Source organism: Pseudomonas sp. GW821-FHT02A08 (genome assembly GCF_059422045.1).
In genome coordinates, this window is the sequence record NZ_JBWKWD010000006.1 from 195050 (window position 1) to 210617 (window position 15568).

The following is a 15568-nucleotide window of genomic DNA, read 5'->3' on the forward strand; positions in this document are numbered from 1 at the left end:
CGCTTAGAGCGGCTTGCCGCGGTTGCCATGCTTGCTGACAAAGGCCTGCACGGCCTTCAGGTCATTTGGCAATACGGTGCAACGTTCGTCTCGCTCAAACAAATCAGAAAGATGTACCGGCAGTTCGAGAGCTTTTCCTACACCGGCTTTTTCCACGGCGTCCGGGAATTTGACCGGGTGGGCGGTACCCAGGATCACCATTGGAATGTCCAGGCTGCGGCGGCATTCCCGCGCAGCTTTCACGCCGATGGCCGTGTGTGGATCCAGCACTTCGCCAGTCTGCTCGTAGACTTCGGCGATGGTTTCGCAGGTTTGCGCGTCATCCACAGCCAGCGAGTCGAACAACTTGCGGGCTTCGGTCCAGCGCTCTTGCTCGACGCTGAAACCGCCACCCTGCTTGAACGAATCCATCAGCCCGGCGATGGCCGCGCCGTTGCGACCGTGCAGGTCGAACAGCAGGCGTTCGAAGTTCGACGACACCATGATGTCCATGGACGGCGACAGCGTGGCGTGCAGGGTTTCCTTGACGTACTGGTTGCCGCTCATGAAGCGGTGCAGGATGTCGTTACGGTTGGTGGCGACGATCAACTGGTTGATCGGCAGGCCCATGTTGCGCGCCAGGTAACCGGCGAAGATGTCGCCGAAGTTGCCGGTCGGCACCGAGAACGACACCGAACGCGCCGGGCCACCCAGTTGCAGGGCTGCGTGGAAGTAGTAAACGATCTGGGCCATGATCCGCGCCCAGTTGATCGAGTTCACGGCAACCAGGCGAGTACCCTTGAGGAAGCCCTGGTCGGCGAAGCTCGCCTTGACCATTTCCTGGCAGTCATCGAAGTTGCCTTCGATGGCGATGTTGTGGATGTTCTCACCGAAGATGGTGGTCATCTGCCGACGCTGCACTTCGGACACCCGGTTGTGCGGATGCAGGATGAAGATGTCGACGTTTTCGCAGTGCTTGCAGCCTTCGATGGCGGCCGAGCCGGTGTCACCGGAGGTGGCGCCGACGATCACCACGCGCTCGCCGCGCTTTTCCAGCACGTAGTCGAGCAAACGACCCAGCAGTTGCAGGGCGAAGTCCTTGAACGCCAGGGTCGGGCCGTGGAACAGTTCCAGCACCCATTCGTTGCCGTTCAGCTGACGCAGCGGCGCAACGGCGCTGTGGGCGAACACACCGTAGGTTTCTTCGAGGATCTTTTTGAAATCGGCGTCCGGGATGCTGCCGGTGACGAACGGGCGCATGACGCGAAAAGCCAGTTCGTGATACGGCAGGCCGGCCCAGGAAGCGATTTCTTCCTGGGTGAAACGTGGCAGGTTTTCCGGGACGTACAGACCGCCGTCGGTGGCAAGGCCTGCCAGCAGGACGTCTTCGAAATTCAGGGCCGGTGCCTGGCCGCGGGTACTGATGTAGCGCATAGGGGCAAACCTTCGGTTTGGGCTTCAAGCTTCAAGCTTCAAGCTGCAAGTTCAAAGCACCGGGGCTTTTAGCTTGCAGCTTGCAGCTGTCGGCTTGCAGCTGCTTCTCAATTAGTTAAGGTGCTCGACGCGGATCCGTACAACCGGACCGACCACACCCGCCAAGGCTTCCAAAGCAGCGATGGCATCGTTGATGTGCTGTTCCAGCACGCGGTGGGTCAGCAGGATCATCGGCACCAGGCCGTCGTGTTCCTCGGCTTCCTTCTGCATGATCGACTCGATGTTGATGCCCCGCTCCGAGAGGATGCTCGCGACCTGAGCCAACACGCCCGGATGGTCCTTGGCCTGAATACGCAGGTAGTAGGCGCTTTCGCAGGCTTCGATCGGCAGGATCGGGTGAGCCGACAGCGAATCCGGCTGGAACGCCAGGTGCGGTACGCGGTTTTCCGGGTCGGAAGTCATGGCGCGAACCACGTCCACCAGGTCGGCGATCACCGACGAAGCCGTTGGCTCCATGCCGGCGCCAGCGCCGTAGAACAGGGTCGAACCGGCAGCATCGCCGTTGACCATCACCGCGTTCATCACGCCGTTGACGTTGGCGATCAGACGATCGGCCGGGATCAGCGTCGGGTGCACGCGCAGTTCGATACCGGCCGCGGTGCTGCGCGCCACGCCCAGGTGCTTGATGCGGTAGCCCAGCGCTTCGGCGTAGTTCACGTCGGCGGTGGTCAGCTTGGTGATGCCTTCGGTGTAGGCCTTGTCGAACTGCAACGGAATACCGAACGCGATGGACGCCAGGATCGTCAGTTTGTGAGCGGCATCGATACCCTCGACGTCGAAGGTCGGATCGGCTTCGGCGTAACCCAGGGCCTGGGCTTCGGCCAATACGTCTTCGAAGGTGCGACCCTTCTCGCGCATTTCCGTCAGGATGAAGTTGCCGGTGCCGTTGATGATGCCGGCCACCCAGTTGATGCGGTTGGCGGACAGGCCTTCGCGGATCGCCTTGATCACCGGAATGCCACCGGCCACCGCCGCTTCGAACGCAACGATCACGCCCTTCTCGCGGGCCTTGGCGAAAATTTCATTACCGTGAACGGCGATAAGCGCCTTGTTCGCGGTGACCACATGCTTGCCATTCTCGATGGCCTTGAGTACCAGCTCGCGGGCAACGGTGTAGCCGCCCATCAGCTCTATAACGATGTCGATCTCAGGGTTCGTGGCCACTTCGAAGACATCGTTGGTAATCGCAATACCGGTCGTTTGGAACTGAGGCTTTGGCGTGCGAATGGCAATTTGTGCCACTTCGATCCCACGCCCGGCACGACGAGCAATTTCCTCGGCGTTGCGCTGAAGTACGTTGAAGGTACCGCCACCGACGGTTCCTAACCCACAGATGCCTACTTTGACCGGTTTCACTGTGAACTCCCCATAAAACGGCCGACTCGAGGCCGGCCGTGAAAACAACCGCATACTCGCGGCTCTCTATTAATGGCCCGGCGATGTCGCTACCGGACCATGATCGTCAAGGCTTGCCGTAACGATGCGAATTTACTTTGCGCCCAGCGCCAGTTTGGCGACTTGTGGCGCAGGCTGGTAGCCCGGAATGACCTGACCGTCGGCCAAAACGATGGCCGGCGTGCCGTTCACGCCGATCGACTGGCCGAGCGCGAACTGTTTGGAAACCGGGTTATCGCACTTGGCGGCCTTGATTTCCTTGCCGTCGACCATTTTGTCCATGGCCGCTTTCTTGTCTTTCGAGCACCACACCGCTTGCAGTTGCTCGTCACCCGGCGAGCCCAGGCCCTGGCGCGGGAACGCGACGTAACGCACTTCGATGCCGCGCTTGTTCAGCTCAGGCACTTCGGCGTGCAGCTTGTGGCAATACGGGCAAGTGGTATCGGTAAATACGGTGATGTGCGACTTGGTTTCGCCAATGGCCGGGTAGACCACGGTTTCGGCAACCGGAATGGCGTTGATCAGCTTGGAGATGCCCAGGCGCTCGGTCTTCTCGGTCAGGTTGACCGGCTTGCCATCCTTGAGATCGAACAGGTAGCCCTGGACCACGTACTGGCCGTCGGCGCTGGCGTAGAGCACACGACTGCCCTTGAGCTTGACTTCGTACAGGCCTGGCAACGGGCTGGCGGTGATGGTCTCTACCGGCACTTCGAGCTGGAGGTTTTCCAGGCTTTTACGAATGGCTTTGTCGGCCGCGTCATCGGCGACGGCAAAGGTGCTGACCAACGCAATGGCTGCGGCGGCGAAAATCTGGGTCAGACGCATGAGAACTCCTGAAGGCGAACATATGGGACGATCAGAACGCCCGTGCCGAAACACCGGGTCATAACCGCCCATCGTGCAAACCGGCCCAGCCTATCACATAAGGTCCGCATGGCCGAATGCACCTGATGCAAGACATTGTGATCACCACAACCCCTGTGGGAGCGGGCTTGCCCGCGAAAGCGTCGTGTCAGGCGACATCAATGTTGTATGTGCCGGCCTCTTCGCGGGCAAGCCCGCTCCCACAGAAAAGCGGATCTCGGGAAGTTCACCCGCGTGGATGATGCTTAGCATGCAGGTCCTGCAACCGCGCCCGGGCAACATGGGTGTAGATCTGTGTCGTCGACAAATCGCTGTGCCCCAGCAGCATCTGCACCACCCGCAGGTCTGCACCGTGGTTGAGCAGGTGCGTGGCAAAGGCATGGCGCAAGGTGTGCGGCGACAGCGACTTGCCGATCCCGGCCACCTTGGCCTGGTGCTTGATCCGGTGCCAGAAGGTCTGGCGGGTCATCTGTTCGCCACGCTGGCTCGGAAACAACACATCGCTGGGACGCCCACCAAGCAGTTCGCTACGGGCGTCACGCATGTAGCGCTCGACCCAGACAATCGCCTCCTCGCCCATCGGCACCAGTCGCTCCTTGCTGCCCTTGCCCATCACGCGCAGCACCCCCTGGCGCAGGTTGACCTGCTCCAGGGTCAGGCTGATCAGCTCCGTCACCCGCAGACCACAGGCATAAAGCACTTCGAGCATCGCCCGGTCACGCTGGCCGATGGCTTCACTGAGGTCCGGTGCAGCCAACAGCGCGTCAACGTCTGCTTCCGACAAGGATTTGGGCAATGGCCTACCCAGTTGCGGCATATCGATGCGCAGGGTCGGATCGACGGCGATCAGCTTTTCCCGCAACAGATAGCGATAGAAGCCACGCACGCCAGAGAGAAACCTTGCCGTTGAACGGGGCTTATAGTTTTGCTCCAGGCGCCAGGCCAGGTGGTCGAGGATCAATTCGCGTCCGGCGTTGATCAGCTCCAGGCCTTTTTCCTGCAGCCAGCCATTGAACAGAGCCAGGTCACTGCGATAGGCATCGCGGGTGTTGTCGGAAAGTCCTTTCTCCAGCCAGAGGGCGTCGAGGAACTGGTCTATCAAGGGATGATCAATGGCGGGCATAAAGGCTCATGCAAGACCGGCAACACGGTCAACGAAGATAAATCGCAGGCAACAAAAAAGCAGCCCGCAGGCTGCTTTTTTTGCATCGGAAGCTGGACTTAAGCCAGTTTTTCCTTGATGCGAGCTGCTTTACCCGACAGGTCGCGCAGGTAGTACAGCTTGGCTTTACGTACGTCACCGCGACGCTTGACAGCCATGCTGTCGATTTGCGGGGAGTAGGTCTGGAAAGTACGCTCTACGCCAACACCGTTGGAGATTTTACGAACGGTGAATGCACTGTTTACGCCGCGGTTACGCTTGGCGATAACAACACCTTCGAACGCTTGCAGACGCGAACGGTCGCCTTCCTTCACTTTCACCTGAACGACAATGGTGTCGCCCGGGGCAAAGGTAGGGATCTCTTTGGTCATCTGCTCTGCTTCGAGTGCAAGGATGATTTTGTTAGTCATGCTGTGCTCCTAAGGTAAATCGTCGGATCTACCATCGATACGTTGTTAACTATCGTCCCGCTCGCGGATGTATTCCTCGAGCAGCTTCTTCTCTTCTCCAGAAAGCGAGCGGCTTTCCAGAAGATCGGCGCGTCGTTCAAAGGTCCGACCAAGGGACTGCTGTAAACGCCAACGCCGGATGTGCGCGTGATTGCCACTTAGCAATACGTCGGGAACACGCTGATCCGCATACACCTCCGGTCGGGTGTAGTGCGGGCAATCCAGCAAACCATCCGTAAAGGAATCTTCCTCGGCGGAGTCCGCATGCCCTAAAGCTCCAGGCAGCAGTCGTGTAACCGCATCGATCAGGACCATCGCCGGCAGCTCGCCGCCAGACAGTACATAGTCGCCAATCGACCACTCTTCATCGACATGAGCATCAATAAAACGCTCGTCAATGCCTTCATAGCGGCCGGCAATCAGGATCAATGCATCCAGATTCGCCAACTCGCGCACCGCCGACTGAGTCAGTTGACGGCCTTGGGGGGACAGGTAAATTACCTTCGCCGCCTCCCCGGCTGCTGCCTTGGCCTGAACCAGAGCATCTTCCAGGGGCTTGATCTTCATCACCATGCCCGGACCACCGCCAAACGGGCGATCGTCCACAGTGTGATGTCGATCCGTCGTGTAGTCTCGCGGATTCCAACAGGTGAGCTGCAAGAGCCCCTGTTTCACCGCCCGACTGGTGATGCCGTACTCACTGATGGCGGAAAACATCTCGGGAAACAGACTGATCACTTCTACGCGCAAGTTAGCCACGCTTAGAAATCCGCGTCCCAATCCACCTTCATCTCGCCCGCGGCCAGGTCGACGGCCAACACGCATTGCTCCGTATAGGGCAACAGGCGTTCGCGATCATCCAGGCTGCCAGCGCAAGGCTTGACCACCATGACATCGTTCGAGCCGGTCTCCAGCAGGTGATCGATCTTCCCGAACAGCTGTCCGAGGGTGTCGATGACCTTGAGACCTTCCAGCTGGTACCAGTAGTACTCGCCGTCGGTGAGTTCAGGGAACAGGTTGCGCGGCACGCAGATCTCATAACCGGCCAGAAGACGAGCTTCTTCGCGATCATCGAGACCCTTGAGCTTTGCGACCAGGAACTTGTCGTTCCCGCGTCCGCTGACCAGCTCTACCTGCTTTACATTACCGTCACGCTTGAGCGTCCAGGTTTTGTAGTCCAGCAGGTTTTTAATCGGATCAGTAAAGGAGTACACCTTCACTTCGCCGCGAACGCCGTGAACAGAATAAATCTTGCCGATAACGATCAAATCATCAGCAATGGCTGGCGTCGCGTTCATATTGCTCAGGCCGCAGCCTTAGCAGATTCCTTCAACAACTGAGCAACGCGCTCAGAAGGTTGTGCACCAACGCTCAGCCAGTAGGCTACGCGCTCTTGGTTCACGGACAGACGAACTTCCTGACCACGAGCAACAGGGTTGAAGTAGCCAACCTGTTCCTTGTGCGAACCGTCGCGCGGGTTGCGGCTGTCGGTTACGGTCAAGTGGTAAAACGGGCGCTTTTTGGAGCCGCCAAGGGCAAGACGGATTGTTAGCATGTGAACATCGTTCCTGTAGTCGGTGCTGCAAATCTAAATGCACAGCGGGCATGGGTGCCCGAAAGGCCGCATATTCTAAGGAATATCCGGACTTTTGCAAATGACTTTTTCCGGCGCCTATCGGCCGCCATGCAGATTTGCTATAGAGCCGTCGTTGAAAACGGCCGGTCAGCTCCCGCCAAGTGCGGGTTTGCTGGAGATCCCGCTTCCTTGCGGGGTCTGCGCCGGTGCGATGACCGGCGCGGATTCTTTAGAGCTTTGGCATGCCGCCGCCGGGCAACATACCGCCCATGCCGCGCATCATCTTGGCCATTCCGCCTTTCGCGGAGAACTTCTTCATCATCTTCTGCATCTGCTTGTGCTGCTTGATCAAGCGGCCGATGTCCTGCACCTGGGTGCCGGAACCCATGGCGATCCGGCGCTTGCGCGAACCGCTGATCATCTCAGGGTCGCGGCGCTCGGCCGGGGTCATGGAGTTGATGATGGCTTCCATCTGCTTGAATTGCTTTTCTGCCGCGCCCTGGGCGTTGCCCATCTGCGCCAGGTTCACGCCACCCATGTTCGGCAGCTTGTCCATGAGCCCGCCGAGGCCGCCCATGTTCTTCATCTGTTGCAGCTGATCGCGGAAGTCTTCGAGGTCGAAGCCCTTGCCCTTTTTCAGCTTCTTGGCCAGTTTATCGGCCTTGTCCTTGTCGAGGGTCGCTTCCGCCTGCTCGATCAGGCTGAGCACGTCGCCCATGCCGAGGATGCGCGAGGCGATACGCTCAGGGTGGAACGGATCGAGCGCTTCGCTCTTCTCGCCCATACCGATGAACTTGATCGGCTTGCCGGTAATGGCGCGCACCGACAGCGCGGCACCGCCACGGGCGTCGCCATCGACCTTGGTCAGGATCACGCCGGTCAGCGGCAATGCATCGCCGAAGGCCTTGGCCGTATTGGCGGCGTCCTGGCCGGTCATGGCGTCGACCACGAACAGGGTTTCGACCGGGTTGATCGCAGCGTGCAGGGCCTTGATCTCGCCCATCATCTCTTCATCGATGTGCAGGCGACCGGCGGTATCGACAATGACCACGTCGATGAATTTGAGTTTCGCTTCCTTAATAGCCGCTTGCGCGATCTCGACCGGCTTCTGGCTCAGGTCGGACGGGAAGAAGGTAACTCCGACCTCACCGGCGAGCATTTCCAGCTGTTTGATCGCCGCTGGACGATAAACGTCGGCGGACACGACCATGACGGTCTTCTTCTTGCGCTCTTTAAGGAAGCGCGCGAGCTTGCCGGCGGTGGTGGTTTTACCCGCGCCCTGCAAACCGGCCATGAGGATGACCGCTGGCGGCACGGCGCTCAGGTTCAAATCTTCGTTGGCCGCGCCCATCAGGCTTTCGAGTTCGGCCTGGACGATCTTCACGAAGGCCTGGCCCGGCGTCAGGCTGCGCGACACCTCGGTGCCTACGGCGCGCTCCTTGACCGAATTGACGAAGTCCTTGACCACCGGCAGGGCGACGTCGGCTTCGAGCAATGCCATGCGCACTTCACGCAGGGTGTCTTTGATGTTGTCTTCAGTCAGCTTGGCCTTGCCGGTGACATGGCGCAGCGTCTGCGAGAGACGGTCGGTTAAGTTTTCAAACATTGCGCGATCCTTTCAGGCCCTGTGTAGACCGGGATAATGGCGGCCCGGACCGGACTAAACGTGTGCTCGGCGAGCCTGCGGCGTGGGCAGGTCGCGGATTATAGCGAAGACTGTGGCCGGCGGACACCTCGCTGTCGGGTTGCGCGGTCTTTCGTGCGGCGGGGGTTCTATGCCAAACTCAGCGACTTTCGGGCTTGCCTAACAGGATTTATGCTCCCCTTGTCACCCAGCTTGCTAACTACCCTCGCCGCCGCCTGCTTGTATGCCGCTGCGACCATTTACCAGGGCACTCGCCTGGCGTCCGGCGCCAAGGTCAACAAACGCCTGCTGGTCATACTCGGCGTGCTCGCCGTATTGGCCCACAGCGTCAGCCTGCTCACCCACCTGCTGACTCCGACCGGCCTGGCCCTGGACTTCTTCAGTGCCGCCAGCCTGATTGCCGTGGCGGTCATCGCACTGACCCTGCTGGCCTGCTCGCGGATTCCGGTGGAGAACCTGCTGGTCCTGCTGTTCCCGCTTGGGGCCCTGACCGTGATGCTGGCGCATTTCGCCCCCGCCGGCACGGTACAGGTCATCGATGAGGAGCCGGGCATCCTCGCCCACATCCTGCTTTCGATTCTGGCCTACGGCATGTTCACCATCGCGGTGTTCCAGTCCTTGCTGCTGCTGATTCAAGACCACCAGCTCAAGCACAAGCACCCATCCGGGCTGATCAAGAACTTCCCGCCGTTGCAAACCATGGAAAGCCTGCTGTTCGGGTTCCTCTGGGCCGGCTGGACGCTGTTGTCGCTGTCGCTGATTTCCGGCTGGCTGTTCGTCGAGAACCTGTTCGCCCAGCATCTGGTGCACAAAACCCTGCTGGCCTGCCTGGCCTGGGTCGTTTTCAGCGTACTGCTGTGGGGACGCAATCGCCTCGGCTGGCGCGGGCACAAAGCCATTCGCTGGACCCTGGCCGGTTTTTGCCTGCTGATGCTGGCGTATTTCGGCAGCAAGCTGGTTCGTGAATACATCCTGCATATCTGACGGGCGGCATTAATGGACGACTTGCCCATAGGGCCGATGCTCGCGGTACTGACCCTGCTGGTTTTATGGTCGGGGCTGTTTACCGCCATCGAAGCGGCGCACCAGCATTTACTGGCCCAGCGCACCGCAACGCGTTCCAGCGACAAACCGGTGGCGAAACTCAGCTTCCCCCTGGCCAGCCTGATTTTTTGCAACACCCTGTGCCGTGCACTGGTGGTGGTCATCAGCACCTTGCTTGCCATTTTCACCTGGGCCGAAAACGGCCCGTGGGTCGCCTGCCTCGGGGCGGGCGCCATGTTGCTGGTGTTTTCCGACTACTTGCCACGCACCCTCGCCGCACGCTATCCGGATGCGATTCTGGCCCAGGGCAACAACCTGCTGCGGATGCCGCTGAAAATCATCTATCCCGCGGCATGGCTGCTCAATAGCATCAGTCAGTTGCTGACGCGGCCACTCGCCCGCAAAGCCAAAGTGGTGCAACAGAGTGAGGACGAAACGCTGACGGAGCGGCATGAGCCCTCCGAAACCGTAAACCGCCCTCACCCGCTGCCGGGCATCCACGCACTGGACAACATCACCGTCAATGACATCCTGGTACCGCGCAGCGACGTGGACGGTATCAATCTCGATGACCCCATCGAGGAAATCATCGAACAATTGCGCCACAACAGGCGCACGCGCCTGCCGGTGTTCCACAGTGATATCAACCAGGTCGAAGCCGTCCTCAACACCCGGCACGTCCTTCACCTGCTGCCCGATGCAAGCCTGACCAGGGAAGCGTTGCTGGCGGCCAGCCACGAGCCGTACTTCGTGCCGGAAAGCACCCCATTGCAGCTGCAACTGCTCAACTTCCACAAGCAGCAGCGGCGCCTGGGCATGGTGGTCGACGAATACGGCGAAGTGCTGGGCATCGTCACCCTGGAAGACATTCTCGAAGAAATCGTCGGCGAGTTCGAAAGCCAGCAGAGCCTGGACAATCCGCACATTCATCCGCAAGCCGACGGACGCCTGGTGATCGACGGCGCCGCGTCCATTCGCGAGCTGAACAAGAGCCTCGGCTGGCATCTGCCCAGCGATGGCCCGAAAACCCTGAACGGCCTGGTGACAGAGGCGCTGGAAACCATCCCGGACTGCCCTGTATGCCTGAAAATAGGCCGCTATCGACTGGAAATTCTCGCCACCGAGGATAACCGTGTCACGCGGGTGTTGATTTGGCCTACCAGCCCGGCTCCCGCTGCTTTACCCGCCCGTTAGATTGTTGAAAGATCGCAGCCTGCGGCAGCTCCTACATTGGAATGCGTTCCCCCTGTAGGAGCTGCCGCAGGCTGCGATCTTTTGCGCTTGTTGAATCGTTAGCCACCTTCCTATAATCGAATCGCTTACCCAAGCCCCGCCACACCCTGTGCCACCCGCACTCTGCGTTAAGCCCACATCCCTGGGTTCTCTACCATAATAATTCGCTCCACTGGAGCACATGACTGTCAGGGATAACCGCATGACGACCAGCACGACTTACAGCAACTCCACACCTGCGCAACCGACGAACTCCGCCACCCGCGTGGCTACCGCGAGCTTCATTGGTACCGCCATCGAGTTCTACGACTTCTACGTCTATGCCACCGCCGCCGCGCTGGTGATCGGTCCGGTGTTCTTTCCGCAGACATCCGGCACTGCCCAGATGCTTTCGGCGTTTCTCACGTTCGGCATTGCCTTCCTTGCACGCCCCTTGGGTTCGGCCCTTTTCGGTCACTTCGGCGACCGTATCGGCCGCAAGTCGACCCTGGTCGCCTCGCTGCTGCTGATGGGCGTGTGCACCACGTTGATCGGCGTGCTGCCGGGTTACGACAGCATTGGCGCCTGGGCACCGATCCTGCTTTGCGTCCTGCGCTTCGGCCAAGGCCTTGGGCTGGGCGGTGAATGGGGTGGCGCGGCATTGCTGGCCACGGAGAACGCGCCGAAAGGCAAGCGCGCGTGGTTCGGCATGTTCCCGCAACTGGGTCCATCCATCGGCTTTCTGGCGGCCAACGGCCTGTTCCTGACCCTGGCCATGGTGCTGGACGATGAACAGTTCCGCTCATGGGGCTGGCGTATTCCGTTCCTGCTCAGCGCCGCATTGGTGATGGTCGGCCTGTATGTGCGCCTCAAGCTGCATGAAACCCCGGTGTTCGCCAACGCAATGGCGCGCCAGGAACGGGTAAAGATCCCGCTGTTCGAGCTGTTCGGCCAATACTGGGTGCCCGTATTGCTGGGCGCCGGCGCGATGGTCGTGTGCTACGCGCTGTTTTACATCTCCACCGTATTTTCCCTGAGCTACGGCGTGGCAACGCTCGGCTACAGCCGCGAAACCTTCCTCGGCCTGCTGTGCTTCGCGGTGCTGTTCATGGCTGCCGCCACCCCACTGTCGGCCTGGGCCAGCGACCGTTACGGGCGCAAACCGGTGCTGATCATCGGCGGCGTGCTGGCGATCCTGTCCGGCTTCCTCATGGAGCCGCTGCTGACCCAAGGCTCGACCTGGGGCGTGGCGTTGTTCCTGTGCATCGAACTGTTCCTGATGGGCGTGACGTTTGCGCCGATGGGTGCGCTGTTGCCGGAGCTGTTCCCCACCCACGTGCGCTACACCGGCGCCTCGGCGGCCTACAACCTGGGCGGTATCGTCGGCGCTTCCGCAGCGCCGTTCTTCGCCCAGAAGCTGGTGGCCATGGGTGGTCTGAGCTATGTCGGCGGTTATGTATCCGGGGCGGCGGTGCTGAGTTTGATTGCGGTGCTGTGCCTGAAGGAAACGCGGCATAACGACCTGAATCAGGTCGCCTGACAGATTGCTTTCGCGGGCAAGCCCGCTCCCACAGGGTTGGTGTCGATCACAAGATGGCTGTACGACATATAACCTGTGGGAGCGGGCTTGCCCGCGAAGGGTCCCTCACAGACAAAACACCAACCACAATTTTCCCCCACCCATTGTCACCTCGCTCTACGCGCATCGGCTCATCCCCGCTATACTTCCCGGCTTTTCCTGAATAAATGCCAATAGGGTCCCGCCGCGCATGGATAAGACCTACCAGCCGCACGCCATTGAAACTTCCTGGTACAACACCTGGGAGTCAGAGAATTACTTCGCCCCGCAAGGCGCGGGCGAGTCCTACACCATCATGATCCCGCCGCCGAACGTCACCGGCAGCCTGCACATGGGTCACGGCTTCAACAACGCGATCATGGACGCCCTGATCCGTTTCCGCCGCATGCAAGGTCGCAACACCCTGTGGCAGCCGGGCACCGACCACGCCGGTATCGCCACGCAGATGCTGGTCGAGCGTCAGCTCGAAGCCAAGGGCCAGAGCCGCCATGACCTGGGCCGCGAGAAATTCCTTGAGAAAGTCTGGGAGTGGAAGGACGAGTCCGGTGGCAACATCAGCCGTCAGATCCGTCGCCTCGGTTCGTCCGTAGATTGGAGCCGCGAGCGCTTCACCATGGACGACGGTCTCTCGGAAGCCGTTAAAGAAGCTTTCGTACGCCTGCACGAAGACGGCCTGATCTACCGCGGCAAGCGCCTGGTCAACTGGGACACCAAGCTGCACACGGCGATTTCCGACCTCGAAGTGGAGAACCACGACGAGAAAGGTTTCCTGTGGAACCTGAAGTACCCGCTGGCCGACGGCGCCAAGACCGCTGAAGGCAACGATTTCCTGATCGTCGCGACCACTCGCCCGGAAACCATGCTCGGCGACTCCGCCGTGGCCGTTAACCCGAACGATGAACGCTACAAAGCCCTGATCGGCAAATTTGTCGAGCTGCCACTGGTTGGCCGCCGCATCCCGATCGTCGCCGACGATTACTGCGACCCTGAATTCGGCACCGGCTGCGTGAAAATCACCCCGGCCCACGACTTCAACGACTACGAAGTCGGCAAGCGCCACAACCTGCCGCTGCTGAACATCTTCGACAAGAACGCAGCAGTCCTGCCGGCTTGCCAGGTGTTCAACCTCGACGGCACGCTGAACGAAACCATCGACGGCAAGATCCCGGCCGAATACGCCGGTCTCGACCGCTTCGAAGCGCGCAAGCGGATCGTGGCCGCGTTCGACGCTGCCGGCCTGCTGGTCAGCGTTGACGATCACGCCCTGAAAGTGCCGAAAGGCGACCGCTCCGGCACCGTCATTGAGCCTTGGCTGACCGACCAGTGGTACGTGTCCACCAAGCCATTGGCCGAGCCTGCGATTGCCGCCGTTGAAGACGGCCGCATCCAGTTCGTGCCGAAACAGTACGAAAACATGTACTTCTCGTGGATGCGCGACATCCAGGACTGGTGCATCAGCCGTCAACTGTGGTGGGGCCACCGGATTCCGGCCTGGTACGACGAGTCGGGCAAGGTCTACGTCGGTCGCGACGAAGCCGAAGTGCGTGCCAAGCACAACATTGGCCAGGACGTCGCGCTGCAACAGGACAACGACGTTCTCGACACTTGGTTCAGCTCGGGCCTGTGGACGTTCTCCACCCTCGGCTGGCCGGAAAAAACCGAGTTCCTGAAGAAATTCCACTCCACCGACGTCCTGGTGACTGGCTTCGACATCATTTTCTTCTGGGTTGCCCGGATGATCATGCTCACCATGCACTTGGTGAAAAACGAAGACGGCACGCCACAGGTTCCGTTCAAGACCGTGTACGTTCACGGCCTGGTGCGTGACGGCCAGGGCCAGAAGATGTCCAAGTCCAAGGGCAACGTCCTGGACCCGCTGGACATCATCGACGGCATCGAGCTCGAAGCCCTGGTGCAGAAACGCACCTCCGGCATGATGCAGCCGAAACTGGCGAAGAAGATCGAGAAGCAGACCCGCGACGAGTTCGCCGAAGGCATCGCCAGCTACGGCACCGACGCCCTGCGCTTCACCTTCTGCTCGCTGGCGTCCACCGGTCGCGACATCAAGTTCGACATGGGCCGCGTCGAAGGCTATCGCAACTTCTGCAACAAGATCTGGAACGCGGCGCGCTACGTGCTGGACAAGGGCGAAGACTGCGGCCAGAACGGCGAAGCCTATGAACTGTCCCTGGCCGATCGCTGGATCATTTCGCAGCTGCAACGCACCGAAGCCGAAGTGACCCGCCAACTCGACCAGTTCCGTTTCGACCTGGCCGCGCAAGCCCTGTACGAGTTCATCTGGAACCAGTATTGCGACTGGTACCTGGAACTGTCCAAGCCTGTGCTGTGGGACGAAAACGCACCGGTCGAACGCCAGCGCGGCACCCGTCGCACCCTGGTGCGCGTACTGGAAGTGGCCCTGCGCCTGGCGCACCCGTTCATGCCGTTCATCACCGAAGAAATCTGGCAGCGCATCGCGCCGCTGGCGGGCATCGAAGGCAAGACGATCATGCTGCAACCTTGGCCGGTGGCCAACGAAACACGCATCGATCAGGCGGCCGAAGACGACATCGAATGGCTCAAGGGCCTGATGCTCGGCACCCGTAACATCCGTGGCGAAATGAACATCGGCCCGGGCAAACCGCTGCCGCTGTTCCTGAAGAACGTCAGCGCCGAGGATCAGCGTCGTCTGACCGAGAACGAAGCCCTGCTGAAGAAGCTGGCGCGCCTCGAATCGATCACCGTGCTGGCTGCTGGCGAAGAAGCACCGCTGTCCGCCACCGCGCTGGTCGGCGAGATGGAAGTGCTGGTGCCAATGGCCGGGTTGATCGACAAGGGTGCGGAACTGGCGCGCCTGGACAAGGAAATCCAGCGTCTGCAAGGTGAAGTGCAACGTGTCGGCGGCAAGCTGTCCAACGCCGGTTTCGTTGACAAGGCCCCAGCCGAAGTCATCGAGAAAGAACGCGCCAAACTGGCCGAGGCCGAACAGGCCCTGGGCAAGCTGGCCGAGCAGCATGCGCGAATTGCCAGCCTGTAACGGCCATTCGCAATAAAAGAGGGAGGCCGGCAATGGCCTCCCTTTTTTTATGCCTGTGTCCCGTCCTGAATAAGGTTTACACCTTCTGATCTGTTTTTCAGGAGGACGTAATGGAATCAGCAAAAAGGCGTA

The 15568-nt window shown here is 60.3% G+C and carries 13 protein-coding genes; 4 read left to right on the forward strand and 9 right to left on the reverse strand.

Annotated features, from left to right (window positions below):
* Positions 1-3 precede the first annotated feature (3 nt).
* The 9 genes from thrC to ffh form a co-directional block, all read right to left on the reverse strand.
* Positions 4-1413 (reverse strand): threonine synthase, encoded by a 1410-nt coding sequence (thrC, locus tag AC07W4_RS07065; protein ID WP_056726157.1) that lies wholly within the window; start codon positions 1411-1413, stop codon positions 4-6.
* A gap of 111 nt (positions 1414-1524) precedes the next feature.
* Positions 1525-2829: a homoserine dehydrogenase gene (locus AC07W4_RS07070; RefSeq protein ID WP_008053502.1), complete on the reverse strand. Its 1305-nt coding sequence runs from the start codon at positions 2827-2829 to the stop codon at positions 1525-1527.
* Between the two features lie 132 nt (positions 2830-2961).
* Positions 2962-3693, reverse strand: a complete 732-nt coding sequence (dsbC, locus tag AC07W4_RS07075; RefSeq protein ID WP_008053501.1) for a bifunctional protein-disulfide isomerase/oxidoreductase DsbC — start codon at positions 3691-3693, stop codon at positions 2962-2964.
* A 265-nt stretch (positions 3694-3958) separates the two neighbouring features.
* A complete protein-coding gene (gene xerD, locus AC07W4_RS07080) occupies positions 3959-4855 on the reverse strand; it encodes a site-specific tyrosine recombinase XerD (RefSeq protein WP_495031953.1) in 897 nt (298 codons plus the stop codon).
* 98 nt (positions 4856-4953) lie between these two features.
* Complete coding sequence (gene rplS / locus AC07W4_RS07085; RefSeq protein WP_003175895.1) at positions 4954-5304, reverse strand: 50S ribosomal protein L19; 351 nt, start codon at positions 5302-5304, stop codon at positions 4954-4956.
* 45 nt (positions 5305-5349) lie between these two features.
* Positions 5350-6102 carry a tRNA (guanosine(37)-N1)-methyltransferase TrmD gene (gene trmD, locus AC07W4_RS07090; RefSeq protein ID WP_007897583.1) on the reverse strand — a complete coding sequence of 251 codons (753 nt, stop codon included), beginning with the start codon at positions 6100-6102 and terminating at the stop codon, positions 5350-5352.
* A 2-nt stretch (positions 6103-6104) separates the two neighbouring features.
* Positions 6105-6641 (reverse strand): ribosome maturation factor RimM, encoded by a 537-nt coding sequence (rimM, locus tag AC07W4_RS07095; RefSeq protein WP_008053499.1) that lies wholly within the window; start codon positions 6639-6641, stop codon positions 6105-6107.
* A 5-nt stretch (positions 6642-6646) separates the two neighbouring features.
* The gene (gene rpsP / locus AC07W4_RS07100; RefSeq protein WP_007972721.1) at positions 6647-6898 is read right to left on the reverse strand and encodes a 30S ribosomal protein S16; all 252 of its coding nucleotides are present in this window, start codon (positions 6896-6898) and stop codon (positions 6647-6649) included.
* A gap of 250 nt (positions 6899-7148) precedes the next feature.
* A complete protein-coding gene (gene ffh, locus AC07W4_RS07105) occupies positions 7149-8525 on the reverse strand; it encodes a signal recognition particle protein (protein ID WP_008053498.1) in 1377 nt (458 codons plus the stop codon).
* A gap of 210 nt (positions 8526-8735) precedes the next feature.
* Here ffh and AC07W4_RS07110 point away from each other — a divergent pair, with 210 nt between their 5' ends.
* From AC07W4_RS07110 to AC07W4_RS07125, 4 genes are all read left to right on the forward strand, one after another.
* Entirely contained in the window at positions 8736-9548 is an 813-nt protein-coding gene (locus tag AC07W4_RS07110) for a cytochrome C assembly family protein (protein WP_495031954.1), read from the forward strand.
* A gap of 12 nt (positions 9549-9560) precedes the next feature.
* Positions 9561-10802: a transporter associated domain-containing protein gene (locus AC07W4_RS07115; RefSeq protein ID WP_495031955.1), complete on the forward strand. Its 1242-nt coding sequence runs from the start codon at positions 9561-9563 to the stop codon at positions 10800-10802.
* Positions 10803-11043: 241 nt separating this feature from the next.
* On the forward strand, positions 11044-12360 hold the full coding sequence (locus AC07W4_RS07120) for an MFS transporter (protein WP_495031956.1): 1317 nt from the start codon (positions 11044-11046) through the stop codon (positions 12358-12360).
* Positions 12361-12589: 229 nt separating this feature from the next.
* Positions 12590-15436, forward strand: a complete 2847-nt coding sequence (locus AC07W4_RS07125) for a valine--tRNA ligase (protein WP_495031957.1) — start codon at positions 12590-12592, stop codon at positions 15434-15436.
* Positions 15437-15568 lie beyond the last annotated feature (132 nt).